The organism is Mariniflexile sp., assembly GCF_041583155.1.
In the GTDB taxonomy this organism is placed as follows: domain Bacteria; phylum Bacteroidota; class Bacteroidia; order Flavobacteriales; family Flavobacteriaceae; genus Mariniflexile.
The window spans coordinates 31,666-51,321 of record NZ_JBFHGK010000031.1; the positions used below are offsets into that span (position 1 = coordinate 31,666).

18 protein-coding genes and 1 tRNA gene are annotated in these 19,656 nt (G+C 33.5%); 14 read left to right on the forward strand and 5 right to left on the reverse strand.

Translation table 11 applies throughout. The features are described 5' to 3' along the window. Window position 1: 1 nt before the first annotated feature. Together ABYI63_RS11870 and ABYI63_RS11875 are read right to left on the reverse strand one after the other, a co-directional pair. Window positions 2-505, reverse strand: coding sequence for a hypothetical protein (locus ABYI63_RS11870; RefSeq protein WP_372756568.1), 504 nt, complete (start codon window positions 503-505; stop codon window positions 2-4). Between the two features lie 55 nt (window positions 506-560). Continuing rightward, window positions 561-1,019, reverse strand: coding sequence for an Lrp/AsnC family transcriptional regulator (locus ABYI63_RS11875; RefSeq protein ID WP_372756569.1), 459 nt, complete (start codon window positions 1,017-1,019; stop codon window positions 561-563). 160 nt (window positions 1,020-1,179) lie between these two features. Between ABYI63_RS11875 and ABYI63_RS11880 the strand changes: the two genes are divergently transcribed. The 5 genes from ABYI63_RS11880 (at window position 1,180) to ABYI63_RS11900 (ending at window position 5,379) form a co-directional block, all read left to right on the forward strand. Continuing rightward, window positions 1,180-2,382, forward strand: a complete 1,203-nt coding sequence (locus ABYI63_RS11880; protein ID WP_372756570.1) for an aminotransferase class I/II-fold pyridoxal phosphate-dependent enzyme — start codon at window positions 1,180-1,182, stop codon at window positions 2,380-2,382. Window positions 2,383-2,490: 108 nt separating this feature from the next. After that, window positions 2,491-3,960: a Na+/H+ antiporter NhaC gene (gene nhaC / locus ABYI63_RS11885; RefSeq protein ID WP_372756571.1), complete on the forward strand. Its 1,470-nt coding sequence runs from the start codon at window positions 2,491-2,493 to the stop codon at window positions 3,958-3,960. Window positions 3,961-4,170: 210 nt separating this feature from the next. Next, the gene (locus ABYI63_RS11890; protein ID WP_372756572.1) at window positions 4,171-4,815 is read left to right on the forward strand and encodes a peroxiredoxin; all 645 of its coding nucleotides are present in this window, start codon (window positions 4,171-4,173) and stop codon (window positions 4,813-4,815) included. Between the two features lie 11 nt (window positions 4,816-4,826). Beyond that, on the forward strand, window positions 4,827-5,141 hold the full coding sequence (locus ABYI63_RS11895) for a thioredoxin family protein (protein WP_372756573.1): 315 nt from the start codon (window positions 4,827-4,829) through the stop codon (window positions 5,139-5,141). Then, a complete protein-coding gene (locus tag ABYI63_RS11900; RefSeq protein WP_372756574.1) occupies window positions 5,122-5,379 on the forward strand; it encodes a hypothetical protein in 258 nt (85 codons plus the stop codon). Before ABYI63_RS11895 ends, ABYI63_RS11900 begins: the two co-directional genes overlap by 20 nt. A gap of 129 nt (window positions 5,380-5,508) precedes the next feature. On the opposite strand, the gene katG is transcribed toward ABYI63_RS11900, so the two are convergent. Continuing rightward, complete coding sequence (gene katG / locus ABYI63_RS11905) at window positions 5,509-7,674, reverse strand: catalase/peroxidase HPI (RefSeq protein WP_372756575.1); 2,166 nt, start codon at window positions 7,672-7,674, stop codon at window positions 5,509-5,511. A 424-nt stretch (window positions 7,675-8,098) separates the two neighbouring features. On the opposite strand from katG, the gene tpx reads away from it, so the two are divergent. From tpx to ribB, 6 genes are all read left to right on the forward strand, one after another. After that, window positions 8,099-8,602, forward strand: coding sequence for a thiol peroxidase (gene tpx / locus ABYI63_RS11910; protein WP_372756576.1), 504 nt, complete (start codon window positions 8,099-8,101; stop codon window positions 8,600-8,602). Between the two features lie 16 nt (window positions 8,603-8,618). Then, complete coding sequence (locus ABYI63_RS11915; RefSeq protein ID WP_372756577.1) at window positions 8,619-8,987, forward strand: diacylglycerol kinase; 369 nt, start codon at window positions 8,619-8,621, stop codon at window positions 8,985-8,987. Window positions 8,988-9,121: 134 nt separating this feature from the next. Then, the gene (locus ABYI63_RS11920; RefSeq protein WP_372756578.1) at window positions 9,122-11,542 is read left to right on the forward strand and encodes a DNA translocase FtsK; all 2,421 of its coding nucleotides are present in this window, start codon (window positions 9,122-9,124) and stop codon (window positions 11,540-11,542) included. Window positions 11,543-11,552: 10 nt separating this feature from the next. After that, window positions 11,553-12,194 carry an outer membrane lipoprotein carrier protein LolA gene (locus tag ABYI63_RS11925; RefSeq protein ID WP_372756579.1) on the forward strand — a complete coding sequence of 214 codons (642 nt, stop codon included), beginning with the start codon at window positions 11,553-11,555 and terminating at the stop codon, window positions 12,192-12,194. Between the two features lie 85 nt (window positions 12,195-12,279). Next, a complete protein-coding gene (locus ABYI63_RS11930; RefSeq protein WP_372756580.1) occupies window positions 12,280-14,247 on the forward strand; it encodes an LptF/LptG family permease in 1,968 nt (655 codons plus the stop codon). A gap of 31 nt (window positions 14,248-14,278) precedes the next feature. Then, on the forward strand, window positions 14,279-15,424 hold the full coding sequence (gene ribB, locus ABYI63_RS11935) for a 3,4-dihydroxy-2-butanone-4-phosphate synthase (RefSeq protein ID WP_372756581.1): 1,146 nt from the start codon (window positions 14,279-14,281) through the stop codon (window positions 15,422-15,424). A 72-nt stretch (window positions 15,425-15,496) separates the two neighbouring features. Here the strand turns inward: ribB and ABYI63_RS11940 are convergent, their stop codons facing one another. Beyond that, window positions 15,497-16,690, reverse strand: a complete 1,194-nt coding sequence (locus tag ABYI63_RS11940; protein ID WP_372756582.1) for a DegT/DnrJ/EryC1/StrS family aminotransferase — start codon at window positions 16,688-16,690, stop codon at window positions 15,497-15,499. A gap of 163 nt (window positions 16,691-16,853) precedes the next feature. Beyond that, on the reverse strand, window positions 16,854-17,483 hold the full coding sequence (locus tag ABYI63_RS11945) for an NAD(P)H-dependent oxidoreductase (RefSeq protein WP_372756583.1): 630 nt from the start codon (window positions 17,481-17,483) through the stop codon (window positions 16,854-16,856). 187 nt (window positions 17,484-17,670) lie between these two features. Between ABYI63_RS11945 and ABYI63_RS11950 the strand changes: the two genes are divergently transcribed. The 3 genes from ABYI63_RS11950 to ABYI63_RS11960 form a co-directional block, all read left to right on the forward strand. Then, window positions 17,671-17,755, forward strand: a tRNA-Ser gene (locus ABYI63_RS11950). Between the two features lie 273 nt (window positions 17,756-18,028). Beyond that, window positions 18,029-19,276 (forward strand): site-specific integrase, encoded by a 1,248-nt coding sequence (locus ABYI63_RS11955; protein ID WP_372756584.1) that lies wholly within the window; start codon window positions 18,029-18,031, stop codon window positions 19,274-19,276. Window positions 19,277-19,372: 96 nt separating this feature from the next. After that, on the forward strand, window positions 19,373-19,656 hold a 284-nt coding region (locus ABYI63_RS11960; RefSeq protein WP_372756585.1), incomplete at its 3' end, for an RteC domain-containing protein.

Consider the following 19,656-nt stretch of genomic DNA (forward strand, 5'->3'; position numbering starts at 1 on the left):
ATTATTGTGGATAACCATTACCACTTCCTCCTCCATCATTTAAAGGATCAACAGGTAAATCTTCATCATTATTTTGAAAAAAAACATTACCCGCTAGGGATTTGGACTTTTTACCAGTAGGCACTATAAACATGGTTGTTAAATTTTTCTTGGTTTGGCCGGCATTTTCACCATAAACACCTAAATACACCCGAATGCCAGTCATATCATACCCCAAACTATCCGATTCTTTTTTTGCATAGGCTAAATAATTTTCAACTTCTTCTAGCTTCCAATAAACGGAACGATCGTCTTGATTTCTACCTTGTTCTTTAGCTGCAGAATCTACAGCTGCTTTTCGGTATTTAGTCCAATCATCGTTAAGTTTTTTTGCCCTTTCTTGCGTGATAACTCCTTTTGGTTTTGAAATCTTTGTTTGAACTTCCTCAAATTGGTTTTGGCAAAAGAAATATGCACCAAAAGCACCAATAACAATCCCCAAAATAATATAACCTAGTTTTTTCATTAATTAAGATTAGTTAGTTATAAAAATCTGTTTAAAAGTAGTAAAAAATTTGTAACTAAAATTTTATAGCAGTTGTATGTTTTACTTCATTAATTACAAACATACTCTGGGTACTCCCAATATGACTGATAGATGTTAATTTATTCACCAAAAATTCTCTAAACGCAACCATATCTTTGGTTAATATTTTTAATAAATAATCACAATCTCCGCTTATGTGGTAACATTCCAAAACTTCGGTCAAAGCAGTAACTTCTTTTTCAAACTTCACAACATAATCTTGTGTATGCTGAATGAGTTTTATGTGGCAAAACGCAACAAAAGCTTTATCAACCTGCTGTTTATTAACTAAGGCTACGTATTTATCAATAAACCCTTCCTTTTCAAGCTTCTTAATACGTTCATAAACTGCTGTTACAGACAAGTTAAGCTTATTAGAAAGCTCCTTATTCGTTTGTTTACTGTCTAATTGCAAATATTCTAGTAACCTTTTATCAACTTCATCAAATATCATAATAGAAAGAAATTCATTAAAATTTAAATTTACACGAAAATATAAAATTTTAAATCTACAGAGTTTTATTTAGACAGATTTATTTTCTATAAAATTTAATTAATATTGTTTTTAAATCTATTATTCACGAATTTTGTTAAATAACCAATAATTTGACTTTATGAGTTTTAAACCTGCCAACAACATACAAGATTTACAATACTTTGGAGAATTTGGTGGTGTAAACCCATCTATTTCTGACTCTTCAACATACACGTTCCTTTCTGCAAAAACCATGTTCGATACATTTGAAGGTAATGCCGATGGTTGCTATCTTTATTCAAGGCATTCATCTCCTTCTAATTTATATTTGGGTGAAGCCTTAGCAGCTATGGAAGGCACTGAAACTGCTAACGTTTCTGCTTCTGGAATGGGAGCAATTACACCAGTTTTACTTCAACTTTGCAATGCTGGTGATCATATTTTATCAAGCCGAACTATTTATGGAGGAACTTATGCTTTTTTAAAGAACTTTTTGCCTCGATTTCAAGTTGAAACTTCATTTGTTGACATCACAAATCTTGACACGGTTGAAGCTTCAATAACCAAAAACACAAAGGTTTTGTATTGCGAAGCTGTAAGTAATCCACTATTAGAAGTAGCCGACATTAAAGGTTTAGCTGCAATTGCTAAGAAGCATAATTTAAAATTGGTGGTAGATAATACGTTTTCTCCACTTTCCATTTCACCCGCTATTTTAGGTGCCGATGTGGTGATACATAGCTTAACAAAATTCATAAATGGATCTAGTGACACGGTTGGCGGTGTGGTTTGCGGCACAAAAGAACTTATTAATGAATTAAGAAATGTAAATCATGGGGCTTCTATGCTATTAGGCTCTACTATGGATAGCTTAAGAGCTGCTTCTATTTTAAAAAACCTAAGAACCCTTCATATTAGAATGCAACAACATAGTAAAAACGCCATGTTTTTAGCTGAAAAATTTGAAAATGATGGATTGAAAACAGTATATCCTGGTTTAGAGTCACATCAATCACACGAGTTATTCAAATCCATGATGAATGCTCAATATGGCTTTGGTGGTATGTTAACCATTGATGTAGGTTCATTAGCAAAAGCAAATGAATTAATGGAACTTATGCAAAACAATAACTTAGGATACTTAGCTGTTAGTTTAGGATTCTATAAAACTTTGTTTAGCGCCCCAGGCAGTTCTACCTCCTCTGAAATTCCTGAAGATGAACAAAAGGCAATGGGTTTAAGTGATGGATTAATTCGGTTCTCCATCGGGCTAGATGCAGACATTGAAAGAACATACCAAAACATGCGTAAATGCATGATAGCACTTCAAATAATAAATTAATTAATCAATTTACAAACAAATTAAAAAAAGCCAAAACTATCAATTTGGCTTTTTTTGTTTTGCATACATCCGTGTAAAATCGTAACATTACAAATCAAAATCCAGGGAATGCAAGACAACAAAAATATCTCCAAAATAGAAATAGAAAACCAAAACATTATAGATAACAAGGAACTCAGTATTTGGGAAGCGATAATCCCGGTTATATTTCTAGTTGGGATGCTTGCTTACAACATCTTTTTTATTGAAGACCAGGAATGGTTTGGAGCGTATACAAATCAATTCATTTTATTACTTGGAGGCCTATTTGCCGCTATAGTTGGTCTGTTTAATAAAGTGAGTATAATAAGCATGATAAAAGAAATTTGGGAAAATTTAAAAAGTGTTTTTATTCCCATCATGATTTTATTCTTAGTAGGGGCATTAGCGGGCACTTGGTTAATAAGTGGTATCATCCCTGCTATGGTTTATTACGGATTGCAGGTGTTAAGTCCTTCTATATTTTTACCGGCATCCGTTATTATTTGTGCTGTTATTTCGATAGCAACAGGAAGTTCTTGGACTACTTCTGCAACTGTGGGCATAGCATTAGTTGGCATTGGAACAGCGTTGGGCATCAATACAGGTATGATTGCAGGTGCAGTTATCTCAGGAGCTTATTTTGGTGATAAAATGTCTCCATTAAGCGACACCACCAACCTTGCTCCTGCTATGGCCGGGACCGATTTATTTACACATATTAGATATATGACGCTAACAACCGTGCCTACCTTAATTATTACTCTTATAGTCTTTGGAATTATAAGTGGTACGATTGAAACATCCGGATCTGCCGATTTAAGCAACATTTTATCTACAATTAATACCACTTTCAACATAACACCCTGGCTTTTTGTTGTACCCGTAGTTGTTATTGTTTTAATACTTTTTAAAACAAAACCATTAATTGCTTTAGTAACGGGTGTTGTTTTGGCTGCTATTTTTGCTTTTATTTTTCAAACGAATATTTTATTAGAGGTTTCCGATTCTAAATTAAGTTCTATTACTACTTCAATACTTACAGACACACAAATAACTACAGAAAATGAAAAATTAAACGACCTTTTCTCCTCTGGTGGAATGCAAGGTATGCTTTGGACTATTTTCCTAATTATATGCGCTATGGTTTTTGGGGGTATTATGGATGGCATTGGAGCCTTAGCAAAAATCACTAAAGAATTATTAAAATTAGCACAAACCGTTTTTGGGTTATTCGCAAGCACGGTAATTAGCTGTTTAGGCTTAAACATTATAGCCTCCGATCAATATTTAGCCATAGTAATTCCTGGTAAAATGTTTAAAGACGCTTATGCTGATAGAGGTTTAGCTCCTCAAAATTTAAGTAGAACTCTAGAAGATTCTGGTACTGTAACCTCTGTTTTAATTCCTTGGAACACTTGTGGTGCCTACCAAAGTAGTGTATTAGGAGTAGATACGCTTCACTATGCGGGTTATGCTATTTTTAATTGGTTAAGTCCGTTCATGACCTTATTATTCGCAGCTCTTCACATAAAAATAAAAGAATTAGCAAAAAAATAACCAAGGTTATTTATGCTTTTTTCAATTAAATTAGGAAGTTAGTAATTTTACACCTCTAATATTACCATATTAGCAAAAATCACCCCTATATTTTAAATCCATTTTTTTAAGCTATTACTCTATAAGTTTTTATAATTGATAAGCTGTTAAAGTAAGACTAACTCCTTGTAAATTTGCTTCAAATAAATACTAACATTTAAAATATATAATATGGCATTCGTAGGAAAAAAATTCCCGAACTTAAGCGTAAACGCAACAAACGAAATGGGCGATACTTTTAAAGTAAACGTTCTAGAAGAAGCAATTAACAACAAGAAAAAAGTTCTTTTATTCTGGTACCCAAAAGATTTTACTTTTGTATGCCCAACAGAATTACATGCATTTCAAGCCGCTTTAGGTGAATTTGAAAAGAGAAACACTGTAATTATAGGTGCGTCTTGTGATACTGCTGAAGTACACTTTGCATGGTTAAACACACCAAAAAACAATGGCGGTATTGAAGGAGTTACCTATACAATTTTAGCAGATTCTAACAGAAATTTAGCTGCAACTCTTGGTATTTTAGATACTACAAACGAACAATACAATGAAGAAACAGGTATTGTAACTGTTGAAGGAGACAACGTAACTTACAGAGCTACTTATATCATAGATGAAGAAGGTACTGTTCAACACGAAAGTATTAACAACATGCCTTTAGGTAGAAACGTTAATGAATATTTACGTATCATTGATGCTTTAACCCATGTACAACAAAATGGTGAAGTATGTCCTGCAAACTGGCAAGAAGGTAAAGGCGCCATGAAAGCCGATAGAAATTCAACTGCAGAATATTTATCAACTTTAGCAAACTAATATACTACCCAATGCTACAAGAATTAGAACAAGACAACCTGCAAGATATTATTTCTAGCAACGAAACTGTTGTTGTACAATATTCCGCATCTTGGTGTGGAAACTGCAGAATCATGAAGCCAAAGGTTAAAAAATTGGCTTCAGAAAATGAAAATATCACATTTGTAGTGGCTGATGCAGAAAAATTTCCTGAATCGAGAAAATTAGCGACGGTAGACAATCTACCAACATTCGCTACTTTCAGAAATGGGAATTTTGTAAATCAAGTTCAGACAAATAAATTCGAAGTTTTAAAAGATTTAGTAAATGAAATTACCAGTAATTAAGCATTTAACTCAATTTATTGAAGAAAACGACGAGGATTTTGTGATTGAAACCATAGAAACACTTGAAAGTTTAACAGAAGTTTCATCATTAAAAGATGAAGAATTAGACGTTATTGGCGAACTTATTTCGAATATGTACGGCGCTGTTGAAGTAAATAAAATGGTAAAATCGGGTACACCTAAAAAAGAGGCTTTAAATACCTTTATGTCGCGTGTACTGGGTTCTATTGATAAATAATAAAAAGAGAAAAAGAAAAATTAGTAGTATGAAAAACCACTTCAAATTGAAGTGGTTTTTCGTTTTTATTATTTAGTGTTATAAAAAAAATGAAGCTTCATTTGGAAGCTTCACTTTTTTTTATGAGTGTTATTTTAAATCAAACCGATCCAAATTCATCACCTTTGTCCAAGCAGCTACAAAATCGTTCACAAATTTTTCTTTGCTATCATCTTGGGCATAAACTTCTGCATAGGCTCGTAATATAGAATTGGAACCAAATACAAGATCTACTTTGGTTGCCGTAAATTTACATTTACCAGATTTGCGATCACAAATTTCATAAATCCCATTTCCGGTTGGTTTCCAATAATTGGCCATATCCGTTAAATTAACAAAAAAATCATTTGTTAATGTTCCTGGCTTATCTGTAAATACGCCATGTTTGGTATTGCCAAAATTAGTTCCTAAAACGCGCATACCTCCAATTAATACAGTCATTTCAGGCGCAGTTAATCCCATTAGCTGAGTGCGATCAAGTAATAATTCCTCTGGTGTTACTACGTAATCTTTCTTCAACCAATTACGATAACCATCAGCAACAGGTTCTAAATATTGAAAAGAATCAACATCCGTCATTTCAGCTGTAGCATCGCCTCGCCCTGATGCAAAAGGTACATTAACTGCAAACCCTGCATTTTTTGCAGCTTTCTCTACTCCTAAATTACCAGCCAAAACAATGGTGTCAGCTACACTAATTCCAAATTCGGCTGCGATTGGTTCTAAAACAGACAATACACGCAACAAACGTTCTGGCTCATTACCTTCCCAATCTTTTTGCGGCGCTAAACGTATTCTGGCACCATTAGCACCACCTCTAAAATCCGAGCCTCTAAATGTTCTTGCACTATCCCAAGCAGTTGCTATCATCTCTGAGATTGTAAGGCCAGAAACTTCTATTTTTGTTTTTACAGCATTTACATCATAATCTTTTTTACCTTTTGGAACATAATCTTGCCAAATTAAGTTTTCCTGTGGTACATCTGGCCCAAACCAACGATCCTTTGGCCCCATATCACGATGTGTTAGCTTAAACCATGCTCTTGCAAATGCATCCGAAAATGCATTAAAATCATTTTTGAATTTTAATGAGATTTCTTTATAAATTGGATCCATTTTCATAGCCATATCTGCATCTGTCATCATTGGATTGTGACGTGTAGTCATATCTTCAACATCTACAGGCTTATCTTCTTCTTTTATACTTACCGGCTCCCATTGCCATGCACCCGCAGGACTTTTTCGCAATTCCCATTCGTGGTTAAACAACATTTCAAAGAAACCATTATCCCATTTTGTAGGATGCGTTGTCCAAGCACCTTCTAATCCGCTAGTTACCGTATCACGGCCTTTACCAGTTCTAGTAGGATTGGACCACCCAAACCCTTGTTCTTCAACAGGAGCTTCCTCTGGACTTGGTCCCAAAATACTAGCATCACCATTACCATGAGTTTTACCAACGGTATGACCGCCAGCTGTTAAAGCCACAGTTTCTTCATCGTCCATAGCCATTCTTTTAAATGTTTCACGAACTTGAGCACCTGTTTTTATGGGGTCGGGTTGACCATTAACACCTTCAGGATTCACATAGATTAAACCCATTTGGACTGCGGCTAGTGGATTTTCCATAGTTGAAGGATTAGCTACATCACCATAGCGTTCATCACTAGGGGCCAACCATTCTTTTTCTGCACCCCAGTAAGTATCCTTCTCAGGTGCCCAAATATCTTCACGACCAAACGCAAAACCGTATGTTTTTAATCCCATACTTTCGTAGGCAATGGTACCAGCCAAAATAATTAAGTCCGCCCAACTCACTTTATTACCATATTTCTTTTTAATTGGCCAAAGCAAACGTCTTGCTTTATCCAAACTCACATTGTCTGGCCAAGAATTAAGTGGTGCAAAACGTTGGTTTCCTGTTCCACCACCACCACGACCATCAGCCACTCTGTATGAGCCGGCGGCGTGCCACGCCATTCTAATCATTAAACCTCCGTAATGACCCCAGTCGGCTGGCCACCAATCTTGACTATCAGTCATTAAGTCATGAAGATCTTTTTTAAGAGCTTCTACATCTAGTTTTTTTAATTCCTCACGATAATCAAAATCTTTTCCTAGGGGATTCGTTTTAGTGTCATGCTGATGCAAAATGTCTAGATTTAAAGCATTCGGCCACCAATTCATAACCGACTTTTCTCCAGTAGTATTTGCTCCATGCATTACGGGGCATTTTCCTGTTTTTGAACTGTTCATAATATTTCTTATTAAGTTTTAAATAGATTTAACCTAAGGTATAAAGTTAAGAATAAGTCCGCTAAAATCCACTTTGAATCATTCTAAAAAACAATATTAAAATCAATAAAATTTATAGAAAAACAAATTGTAATAAATTATAACAATAAAACAAGAGGCTTCAAAAAACAAAGACACTATTTCATCAAAAATCCTTTCAAGTATAATTTATAAGTTCTAAAACAATTATGGTAAATAATTTTAACTTATTTACTTTGTTATATGTATTATTCGTCTGCAATCCATAACCGAATTAGTGTCTAAGGTGATTTTCAAAAATGATTCCATTAACAAAATATTAACAAATAGCTTAAAAATTTATAATAGCATTTCATACATAAAAGGTATTTATTAGTATTTTTATCAAAAATTTAAAAACAATAAAATGGCTACTGTAACATTAAAAGGAAACCCAATTAATACTTCTGGTGAATTACCAAAAGTGGGTACAAAAGCACCTGATTTCAAATTAACTGCAACCGATTTATCTTCAAAAAGTTTAAGTGATTTTAAAGGAAGTAAAGTAGTTTTAAACATCTTTCCAAGTGTAGATACTGGCACATGCGCACAATCTGTTAGACAATTTAACAAAGATGCCAGCGAATTAGAAAACACAAAGGTTCTTTGCATTTCTCACGATTTACCTTTCGCACATGCCCGTTTTTGCGGAGCTGAAGGTTTGAATAATGTAATTAGCTTATCCGATTTTAAAGATGGTAGTTTTGGAAAAAATTACGGATTAAACTTTATTGATGGACCATTAGAGGCATTACATTCTCGTTGCGTTGTTGTTTTAGATGAATCGGGAACTGTTGTTCATACTGAACAAGTTGCTGAGATAGTTGATGAACCAAATTATAAAGCTGCTTTAGAAGCACTAAACGCATAATACTTTACCACGGTAAATGACTAAAAAAGAATCCTTCTTCGCTAACCGAATACGGAGTGTTGGTTACGCATTTAAAGGAGCGATGATATTAATAAAAAATGAAGCTAGTGTAAAAGTTCAATTTACACTAGCTTTAATGGTTACAGCCGCAGGATTTTTTTTTAATATTTCTTCTACAGAATGGACTATTCAACTTTTAGCTATCGCTTTAGTAATGAGTATGGAAGGCGTAAACACCGCCATTGAAGAAATTGCAAATTTTATTCATCCCGAGCACCATAATAAAATAGGATTAATTAAAGATATTGCCGCTGGCGCTGTGTTTTTTGCTTCTGTTTTTGCTATTATTATTGGCTTAATAATCTATTTACCTAAAATATTTTAAAATACTATTAGCTATAGTTTAAACGTTAGTAATTTGTATTTTTGTCGAATCGTTTTTAACGATTCAATTTTGAATTTTATACTTAATTACAAAAAGTATCGTTCAGAGCATCAATTTGAAACTGTAAAGCATTAATGGCGAAGAAAAAAAACGACACTAAAAATTCACCAAAGAAACCATTTAAACTACCAAGTTTAAAACTCTCAAATCAACAAAAACTAATATTTGGTAGCTTTTTAATCATATTTGGCGCTATACTTTTTATGGCGTTTATTTCTTTTCTATTTACTGGAGATGCAGATCAAAGTACTTTAACTGATTTTTCAAGTCGCACAGTAAAATCTGAAAATTGGTTAAGCAAATCCGGAGCGTGGTTAAGTGATTTCTTTATACAACGTGGATTTGGTATTGCATCCTTTATAATTGCAGGACTTATAATTTTATCGGGTGTATATGTACTACTTAATTTAACGAAAGCCAAACTAAGGAAACATTGGTTTTGGGGCATGTTAATTGTAATCTGGTTATCTATTTTATTTGGATTCTTCGGAAACACTTACGGTATTTTAGGAGGTACTATTGGTTTTGAGGTAAATATGTACTTGCAAGATTACATAGGGAAAATAGGCACATCCCTCTTACTCCTTTTTGGTTTAATCACTTATTTAGCTATACGTTTTAATGTGACTTTTGAAAATTTCACATCTATATTTAATTCTGCTAAAACTAAAATTAAAGATGATTTTTCTAATAATGCCGACAAAGATGAGGACATTGAACCTGTTATGGCGTTAGACAATAACCTATCTGAAGAAGCTGCTGCAATAAAATCGGCTTTCGATATTCCTTTAGACACCAACAAACCTATTGTAACTAGAGAAACGCCTAAACCAACTGTAGAAGCTGCTCCTTTAATTGTAAAAACACCGGTAATTGAAGAAGATGAGGAAGATAGCGAAGAAGAAGAAATTAAAATTGAAGTAAAAAAGGTAGCAGAAGAACCATCGGAAACAAATAATTTATCAGATAAATTAATAGCTGATTTTGGACAATTCGACCCGACTTTAGAGCTTTCAAAATACCAGTTTCCGCCATTAGATTTACTTAAAAAATATGATTCTGAAGGTATTACCATCAACCAGCAAGAATTAGAAGAAAACAAAAATAAAATTGTAGATACATTAAAAAACTACAATATTGGCATCTCAAGTATCAAGGCAACCATAGGACCAACGGTTACACTTTACGAAATCGTTCCAGATGCAGGTGTTCGAATTTCAAAAATTAAAAATTTAGAAGACGATATTGCACTGTCGCTTGCCGCACTTGGTATTCGTATTATAGCCCCTATTCCTGGTAAAGGGACAATTGGTATTGAAGTGCCCAATAAAAATGCAACTATTGTATCCATGCGCTCGGTAATTGCTTCCAAAAAATTCCAAACCTCGGAAATGCAATTACCTATTGCTTTAGGTAAAACAATTAGCAACGAAACCTTTGTGGTAGATTTGGCTAAAATGCCTCACCTACTTATGGCTGGTGCAACAGGTCAAGGAAAATCGGTTGGATTAAACGCCGTACTAACATCTTTACTTTATAAAAAGCATCCTGCTGAAGTGAAGTTTGTTTTAGTAGACCCGAAAAAAGTGGAATTAACCCTTTTTAATAAAATTGAACGTCATTATTTAGCAAAACTTCCTGATAGTGAAGATGCTATTATTACCGATAACACCAAGGTTATTAACACATTAAATTCACTTTGTATTGAGATGGATAACCGCTACGAATTGCTAAAAAATGCACTTTGTAGAAATATAGCCGAATACAATAGTAAGTTTAAGGAACGTAAATTGAATCCTAATGATGGACATCAATTTTTACCATATATTGTTTTAGTGGTTGACGAGTTTGCCGATTTAATAATGACTGCCGGTAAAGAAGTAGAAACACCTATTGCTCGTTTAGCCCAATTAGCACGCGCTATAGGCATCCATTTGATTATCGCAACGCAACGTCCTTCTGTTAATGTAATTACTGGAATTATTAAAGCAAATTTCCCAGCACGTATTGCTTTTAGAGTAACTTCAAAAATTGACTCTAGAACTATTTTAGATGGTTCTGGTGCCGACCAGCTTATAGGTAGAGGTGATATGCTTTTTACGCAAGGAAACGATTTAATTCGTGTACAATGTGCCTTTGTTGACACCCCGGAAGTAGAAAGAATTACAGATTATATCGGATCGCAAAAAGCATACCCAGACGCTTATTTACTGCCAGAATATGTAGGAGAAGAAAGTGGCACAAGTCTTGATATAGACATATCCGATCGTGATAAACTATTCAGAGAAGCTGCGGAAGTTATAGTTACAGCGCAGCAAGGTTCTGCTTCTTTATTGCAACGAAAATTAAAATTAGGATATAATCGCGCTGGTAGATTGATAGACCAATTGGAAGCCGCTGGTATTGTTGGCCCTTTTGAAGGCAGTAAAGCAAGACAAGTGCTAATTACCGATTTAACAGCCTTAGACAGACATTTAGAAAATGAAACTTTATAATAAAAACAAAATGAATTTTAAAAACATATTAGTAGCCTTTTTAATTACCCTATCAATAAATGCTTTTGCCCAAAACAAAGCGAAAACACTTTTAAATCAAGTGTCGCAAAAAGCAAAAAGCTATAAAAACGTTTCTATAGAATTTAAGTATGTGTTAGAAAATACTGCCGAAAAAATAAAACAAGAAACCAAAGGTGATGTTATTATGGAAGGTGATAAATACAAACTAAACATACTAGGTGTAACCCGTTTGTTTGACGGCAAAAAACTTTACAGCATTAGTACTGAAGACGAAGAAGTGACAATTTCTTCCGATAAAGACAACGATGAAGGAGCTGTTACACCAACTAAAATGTTATCGTTCTATGAAGATGGCTATACATATGCCATGGATATTGAACAAAACATAAATGGCCGAAAAATTCAATTAGTAAAACTAGTACCTATAGATTCAAAATCTGAAATAAAGTACATCCTTTTAGGTATAGATACACAAACAAAACACATTTACAATTTAATGCAACTTGGTAAAAATGGAACCAAAACAACACTAACAGTGAATTCTTTTAAAACAAATGAGCCTTTATCAAAAAGCTTATTTACCTTTGACGCCAATAAATACAAAGGATATTACATTAATAAACTTAACTAAGAATTTCAAATTATAAAATTGTAGCAATACAGCTTACTTAAGTTTATTACTAATTCCAATAGAATGACTAGCACAAATTAACCGGGTGAAAATACTAGACCGCTACATACTTACCACTTATTTAAAAACTTTTTTCAGCGTGTTTATTATACTCATGATGATTTTCGTTTTACAAACTATATGGTTGTATATTAGAGAATTATCAGGGAAAGATTTGGATATTGTTGTTATTTTCAAATTTTTGTTCTATTTCATGCCTAAGTTAATTCCTTTAGTATTACCCTTAACCATTCTTTTAGCATCCATAATGGTTTTTGGTAGCTTTGCTGAAAACTACGAGTTTGCCGCTATGAAATCTACAGGAATTTCTCTGCAGCGCGCCATGACAGGACTTAGTGTTTTTATAGTAGCACTTGGCATAGTTACTTTTTTCTTTTCAAATAATGTCATTCCTTGGGCAGAATTAAAATCTTTTAATCTTAGAAGTAATATTGCGAAATCTAAACCAGCCATGTTACTTGGTGTCGGACAATTCAACCCAATAGAGGGCACACCATATAATATTAAATTTACAAGAAAACACGGGGATAACGACCAATACCTAGATAATGTAACCATTCACATAAAGGGCACTGATGGGCGCAGTAATTCTACAACCATAACATCTAAAACCGGAGAATTAGTAAATGAAAAAGATTCAAACGTATTGAAACTTATTTTACTAGATGGAAACTATTATAGTGATATTGCAACAAGAAACGTTAAATCTAGAAATAAAAAACCCTTCGCAAAAAGTACGTTTGAAAAATACATTATTAATATCGATTTGTCGCAAATGAATAATGTAGATTATGATGAACAAAACCAAACTGATAAATATAATATGTTAGACGTGGTTGGCCTAAACAAAACCATCGATTCTCTAATTAAAAAAGAAGAATTTACACATCAAACTATAAGCAAAAACCTATTTCAACGTTCTGCCATAATTCCAAATAACAGAGCAGTTACTATTGAAAGTGATTCCACATACTTGGGCCCTGTACTAGATATTTTCAGTACAAAAGAAAAGTTAGAAATGGTAAACACATCATTAAGAACACTTTCCGGCGCAAAACAACTTGTTATTACAAATGAAAATTCAAACAAAATAGCGAAGGAATGGCTTAATAAACATATAATTTCCTTACATGAAAAGTTTGCATTAGGATTTGCTTGCATTATTTTATTCTTTGTAGGTGCTCCTCTTGGGGCTTTAATCCGCAAAGGTGGCATAGGCCTGCCTATGGTTATCGCCATCATACTTTTTTTAACATACCATTTTATAGGTATGTTTGCTATTAACAGTGCTAAAAATGGTAGTTTCAACCCCATACTTGCTAGTTGGTTTTCTACGCTTATAATGCTCCCTTTAGGAATCTTTTTAACTAGAAGAGCGACAGCAGACAAAGGATTATTTGAATTTGATAACGTTATTGAACCAATTAAAAAGATCTTTAAAATTAAAGACAAAGACAGTGTTGATTACACGTTTCTTAATTCTTTTAAGAGCAACGAATTATTAAACGTAATTAATAATTATGAAGCTCTAGGTCATTTAGAAGAAATTAGGTTCATAGCTATTAAAATATTGAATGATCGCGGTATACCAACGAAACAATTACGTGAAGAAGGTTTAGCAATTAATACTGATTTTGAAAACTCGGAAATTATTGCAAATGATTACAAGGAACACACCTTATTCTCTATTACCTTATATATTATAGGTGTTGTTTTACTTGTTTTACATTTTGTTTTTAACAATAACAAGTTACCATCATTAGCGTCGGCATCCATTCAATTGAGTATAATATCTTTAATTTTATATGCGATTTACTTTTTCAAATCATATATAAACATTACAAAATTCTATCGCCACATTAATAAACAAGAAAAAAAACCTTCCTTATTTCTATTGATTTTAGGGTTCCCATTATACTTCATTCCTTATTTATTTCTGAATGATAAAATGAAAGAAGACTTAAAACAAAATTGTTTAGAATCTTTAAAATAAGCAATATCTTTACATTATGATTATTGATACAATGACAAAAACCAAAACTTCTAAATATAAACTTGATACTATTCCCGAAGCTATTGAAGCCATAAGAAATGGTAAAGTTATAATTGTTGTTGATGACGAAAACCGCGAAAACGAAGGCGATTTTTTGGCAGCTGCCGACAAGGTAACACCAGAAATGATCAATTTTATGGCAACACAAGGTAGAGGTTTAATTTGCGCTCCACTTACTGAAAACCGTTGCAAAGAATTAGATTTAGGTATGATGGTTCGCAACAACACCGACCATATGGAGACCGCCTTTACAGTTTCTGTAGATTTACGGGGACAGGGTGTTACCACAGGAATTTCAGCTAGTGATCGTTCTAAAACAGTTAAAGCACTGATTGACCCTAACACAAAATCCTTTGATTTAGCTAGACCAGGACATATTTTCCCATTAGTAGCTAAAGAAGGTGGTGTATTAAGACGTACAGGGCATACCGAGGCAGCTATTGATTTTGCAAGACTAGCAGGCTTAAATCCTGCGGGAGTTATTGTTGAAATTATGAATGAAGATGGTACTATGGCACGTCTTCCTGAACTTATGAAAGTAGCTAAAAGGTTGGATCTTAAAATTGTTTCAATTGAAGATTTGGTGGCTTACAGAATGCAACACGACTCTCTAATTGATAAAAAAGAAGATTTTCAAATAGAAACTCGCTTTGGAAGTTTTAGATTAAGAGCCTACAAGCAAACGACTAATAATCAAATACATATTGCTTTAACTAAAGGTTCTTGGAAAGAAAACGAAGAAGTTCTTACTAGAATAAATTCCACCTTAATTAATAATGATATTTTAGGTACTCTTACCAATAATGTTGATACACAACTTGAGAATATGTTCAAGGTTATTAATAATGAAGGTAAAGGTGCTATTATTTTTATTAATCAAGAAACACCGTCTATGAACATTTTAAACAGGTTAGCGGTTATAAAAGAAAATCAGATACCAAATAAGATATATAAAGCTCCAAAAATAGATATGGATAGCCGCGATTTTGGTATAGGCGCACAAATATTACACGATTTAAACATCCATAAATTACGGTTAATATCTAACTCGCAACAAAGTAAGCGTGTAGGATTAATTGGCTATGGAATTGAAATCGTTGATTATGTGAATTACTAAACGTATTAGATACATTAAAAACAGAAGGTGCTTGCTAAATTAGTAAGCACCTTCTATTTTTAAGGAAAAATTTCACACAATACTTTTAATTATATTTACCATTTTATCTGCACGGTTGTGAACTTCCTCCTCTGTCCATGATAATTTTATCAAACAAGATAAGTTTCTGGCAATATAATTATCCGATTGCGTGAACTCTTTAGTTTGAAGATATGCCAAACCTTGCTTAACTTCTTCGGAAATAGGGAATAAAGACTTTAGATTTTTTAAATGTTCCCATTTACGGATGTAATGCCAATTATTATTAAAGTAATGAAAACAACCATCTACGCCATTTTCCTTAAAACCTTCCGAAACTTTTGTCGCAATTTCTAAACTAGGTAAATAGAAATTTAAGAAACTATAATTTTCTTCACCTCCTTCGGGAACAGTTCTAAATACCACTTCTGGAATAACGGACAATGCATTTCGTAAAATACTATAGTTTTTCTTTTGGATATTAATAAAATCTGGTAAACGCTTTATTTGAGCTAACCCAACAGCCGCATGAAGTTCTGAAATTCTAAAATTATAGCCTAAAAAAGGATGTGACTCCGCCCCTCTATCGTTTCCAATATGATCATGACCATGGTCACTATAATGATCGGATTTAATATAAAAATCTTTATTATTTGTTATTACGGCTCCGCCTTCTCCACAGGTTATGGTTTTTACAAAATCGAATGAAAAACAACCCAAATCGCCAATGCTCCCTAAAACCTTACCTTTATAAGTTGCGCCTATGGCCTGACAAGCATCTTCCAATAAAATTATGCTGTTTTTTCTACACAAGTTTTGAAGTTGATCCAAATCCCCCATACTTCCACACATCTGCACTACCATAACAGCCTTTGTTTTTGAAGTTATAGCATTTTCAACCGCTTTAGGGCACAAAGTTAAAGTATCATCTATATCTACTAAAACAGGAATGGCGCCAAGCATCATTATAGCCTCAAAACTTGCTACAAAGGTGAAGGTAGGTAAAATAACCTCATCGCCTGCTCCTACCCCTGCTGCTGCTAATGCTACTGATATGGCTGCTGTACCACTTGATACTAATTGGGCATGATTTACTTGAAAGGTGTTTTCTAGGGCTTTTTCTAATTCTTTAGCTTTCCAGTGACCATTTCGCATCCCATCAAAACCATAGCGCATAAGTACGCCATTTTCTAATACATCGGTTACTTCTTTTTTTTCTAAATCTCCAAATAATTCGAATCCGGGCATCTTTTATATTGTTTGTTATTATTCTAATTTCTATTGTTACACTGTTTGATTTTGCGTTAGGGATTGTAGTGTAAAACCCGCAGTAAGCGCACCTTAGCGTGGTTACGAGGACTTGAAACGTAAAGCCCGACCCTTGTGGTAACGCCCAAATTTATTAATTAATTTATAATTCGATGACAGCATCAGTTATTAGTTTTCTTACTTTTTTGAATTCTGAAAACATATCGTCTGCTGCTCTATAACCTACAGGTAAAAGTAATACCGATTTTAAACCTTTGGACTCTAAACCTAATATTTCGTCATATTTTGAAGGTAAAAAACCTTCCATTGGGCATGAATCTACTCCTTCTATAGCGCAAACCGTCATTAGATTACCTAATGCAATGTAGGCTTGGTTTTTAGACCATTGTTGGCGCTCTGGAATGGTCATTTTTTCAACCATTTTAATAAGAGAATCTCGATAAGGCTGTAAAATGGTTTCGGAAGTATTGCGAATAGTTTTTATGTTGTTATAATAAGAATTCACATCTAACGCACTGATATCATCTTGAATACATATTATTAATAAGTGTGAGGCTTCTGAAACTTGCTTCTGATTGAAGGAGTACTGTATTAGCTCATTCCTAACTATTTTATCTTCAATGACTACCAATTTGATGGTTTGTAAACCAAATGAAGTGGCTGTTAAGTTGAATGAGTGTTTTAAAATATCTAATTTTTCAACAGATAATTTTTTATTGGTATCAAATCTTTTAGTTGCATATCGCCATTGGAGCTGCTTAATAATATTCATATTTGAATTTTAATTTTTGCAAAAATACGTTTTGGAATTATCTTTTTAGAATATTGTGATACAAAATAAGCTAATAATAAACGAGTTAAAAATTATTTAAAAAAAAACAGAATTATATTTGAAAGTATTGAAAAAGGATTCTATATTTGCACCCGCAATCAGGGTAATACTTGATGAGACCAAAACTGGAGAAATGGCAGAGTGGTCGAATGCGGCAGTCTTGAAAACTGTTGAGGGTCACACCTCCGGGGGTTCGAATCCCTCTTTCTCCGCTAAGAGATTAAAAAATCTCACCAAAACCCCTTAAAACGTATGTTTTAAGGGGTTTTTTCTTTTTAGCATATGCCAAAATATTCATTAAATCGTGTAACAAAGGTGGTAAATTCGGGTACCTCAACTTTTTCAAATTTTAGGGTAACCGAATTTTAAGCTTTCCTCAGTGTTTACAAGGGTTAACCAGTGTTAAAGCTGGTTCAAAAATCAAACATCTTGTGTCGTATTGAGGTAAAAATTAAGTTTAATATTAATTAAAAAGGTTACCAAAAATGAAGACAAAAGTTTCTATCCTCTTTTATGCTAAAAGAGCAAAAATCAATGCCAGCGGCTTATTCCCTATTTACACACGTATTACAGTCGACGGAAAACGAATTGAAATGAGTACCGGTAGGTTTGTAGATCCATCCAAATGGTCCACCTCTGCGGGCAAAATGAAGGGCCAATCAGAAGAAGCCCGTTCAGTTAATAGACAGCTCGACATGCTAAAAGTCAAGATTATCGATATGCAAATGGAGTTAGTTCATCAAAATATTCCAATTACTATAAATGCTTTTAAAACCAAACTACTCGGACTTAATGAAAAACAGCGCATGCTCATTCCTATTTTTCAAGACCACAATAAAAAAATTGAAGAACTGGTTGGAAAAGAATATGCTCCAGGCACCTTGGAACGTTACAAAACGTCATTAAAACACACCATCGATTTCTTGGAATGGAAATACAAAATATCCGACATCGACATTCTAAAAATTAACCATGCATTTATAACGGAATACGAATTCTATTTAAGAAGTGTTAGAAACTGCAGCAATAATACAGCAGTGAAATACATCAAGAATTTTGGGAAAATAATCAAGATTTGTTTAGCCAATAACTGGATAGATAAAAATCCGTTTAGTAATTATAAAGCAAAAGTGAGAGAAGTAGAACGTGTATATTTAACCGAAACTGACATCCAAAAAATACTGAACAAAGAACTTCCAACAGAACGTTTGGCACTGGTAAGAGATATATTCCTTTTCAGCTGCTTTACGGGTTTAGCTTATATAGATGTGAAAAACCTAACTAAATCACATATCAGTATTGGGATTGATGGTGAAAAATGGATTTTCACACACCGCCAAAAAACAGAATCCGCTTCTAAAATTCCAATCCTTCCGGTAACGCAAATGATAATCGACAACTATTCAGAGCACCCACAATGCTTAAATGAAAACCGCTTGCTACCAATTTTGAGTAATCAAAAAATGAATGCCTATTTAAAAGAAATAGCGGGTATTTGTGAAATAAATAAAGAACTTACGTTCCACATTGCGCGACATACCTTTGCAACAACCGTAACACTTTCAAACGGCGTACCTATAGAAAGCGTTAGTAAAATGTTGGGGCATAAAAATTTAAGAACTACGCAACATTACGCCAAAGTTTTAGATAGAAAAGTAAGTGACGATATGAAGCTTTTAAAAGAAAAATTAGGCAATACACATACCATCAAAAAACAACACAAAGTCGGTTAATAATACTATTGTTAAAAACTTTTTAGGTTGTATAATCTATAATTTTGACAGAAAATGGTTTAATTTGACAGCACTCAAAATAGACCATTTTCTCCCATGAATACCTATTGCAAACCATTCTTTCAAGAATTGGAGCGTGACTTTAATTTATACAAAAGTTCCTGCTGCAATAGCATTGAGCATAGTCAAAACATGATTTTGTTTTTAGAAAACAAGCTAAAGCAAATCAATAAATGGGTAAAAACATTTTGCTTCGCAACCAACGAAGATGAAATCTATTTTTTTAAAGTACTAAAACCTTCACTGGTTTCTAAAATCATTTATTACAAGTACATTTTAAAAATTGAATCCACCTTACCATCAGATAAAAAAGGGAAACG

Excerpts from the sequence above, each read along its gene's own strand:
- ABYI63_RS11875 (WP_372756569.1), bottom strand. The coding sequence starts at position 1,019 with ATGATATTTGATGAAGTTGATAAAAGGTTACTAGAATATTTGCAATTA.
- ABYI63_RS11915 (WP_372756577.1), top strand. The coding sequence starts at position 8,619 with ATGACTAAAAAAGAATCCTTCTTCGCTAACCGAATACGGAGTGTTGGT.
- ABYI63_RS11890 (WP_372756572.1), top strand. The coding sequence starts at position 4,171 with ATGGCATTCGTAGGAAAAAAATTCCCGAACTTAAGCGTAAACGCAACA.
- ABYI63_RS11945 (WP_372756583.1), bottom strand. The coding sequence starts at position 17,483 with ATGAATATTATTAAGCAGCTCCAATGGCGATATGCAACTAAAAGATTT.
- ABYI63_RS11955 (WP_372756584.1), top strand. The coding sequence starts at position 18,029 with ATGAAGACAAAAGTTTCTATCCTCTTTTATGCTAAAAGAGCAAAAATC.
- ABYI63_RS11895 (WP_372756573.1), top strand. The coding sequence starts at position 4,827 with ATGCTACAAGAATTAGAACAAGACAACCTGCAAGATATTATTTCTAGC.
- ABYI63_RS11880 (WP_372756570.1), top strand. The coding sequence starts at position 1,180 with ATGAGTTTTAAACCTGCCAACAACATACAAGATTTACAATACTTTGGA.
- ABYI63_RS11940 (WP_372756582.1), bottom strand. The coding sequence starts at position 16,690 with ATGCCCGGATTCGAATTATTTGGAGATTTAGAAAAAAAAGAAGTAACC.
- ribB (WP_372756581.1), top strand. The coding sequence starts at position 14,279 with ATGACAAAAACCAAAACTTCTAAATATAAACTTGATACTATTCCCGAA.
- nhaC (WP_372756571.1), top strand. The coding sequence starts at position 2,491 with ATGCAAGACAACAAAAATATCTCCAAAATAGAAATAGAAAACCAAAAC.
- katG (WP_372756575.1), bottom strand. The coding sequence starts at position 7,674 with ATGAACAGTTCAAAAACAGGAAAATGCCCCGTAATGCATGGAGCAAAT.
- tpx (WP_372756576.1), top strand. The coding sequence starts at position 8,099 with ATGGCTACTGTAACATTAAAAGGAAACCCAATTAATACTTCTGGTGAA.
- ABYI63_RS11925 (WP_372756579.1), top strand. The coding sequence starts at position 11,553 with ATGAATTTTAAAAACATATTAGTAGCCTTTTTAATTACCCTATCAATA.
- ABYI63_RS11900 (WP_372756574.1), top strand. The coding sequence starts at position 5,122 with ATGAAATTACCAGTAATTAAGCATTTAACTCAATTTATTGAAGAAAAC.
- ABYI63_RS11870 (WP_372756568.1), bottom strand. The coding sequence starts at position 505 with ATGAAAAAACTAGGTTATATTATTTTGGGGATTGTTATTGGTGCTTTT.
- ABYI63_RS11920 (WP_372756578.1), top strand. The coding sequence starts at position 9,122 with ATGGCGAAGAAAAAAAACGACACTAAAAATTCACCAAAGAAACCATTT.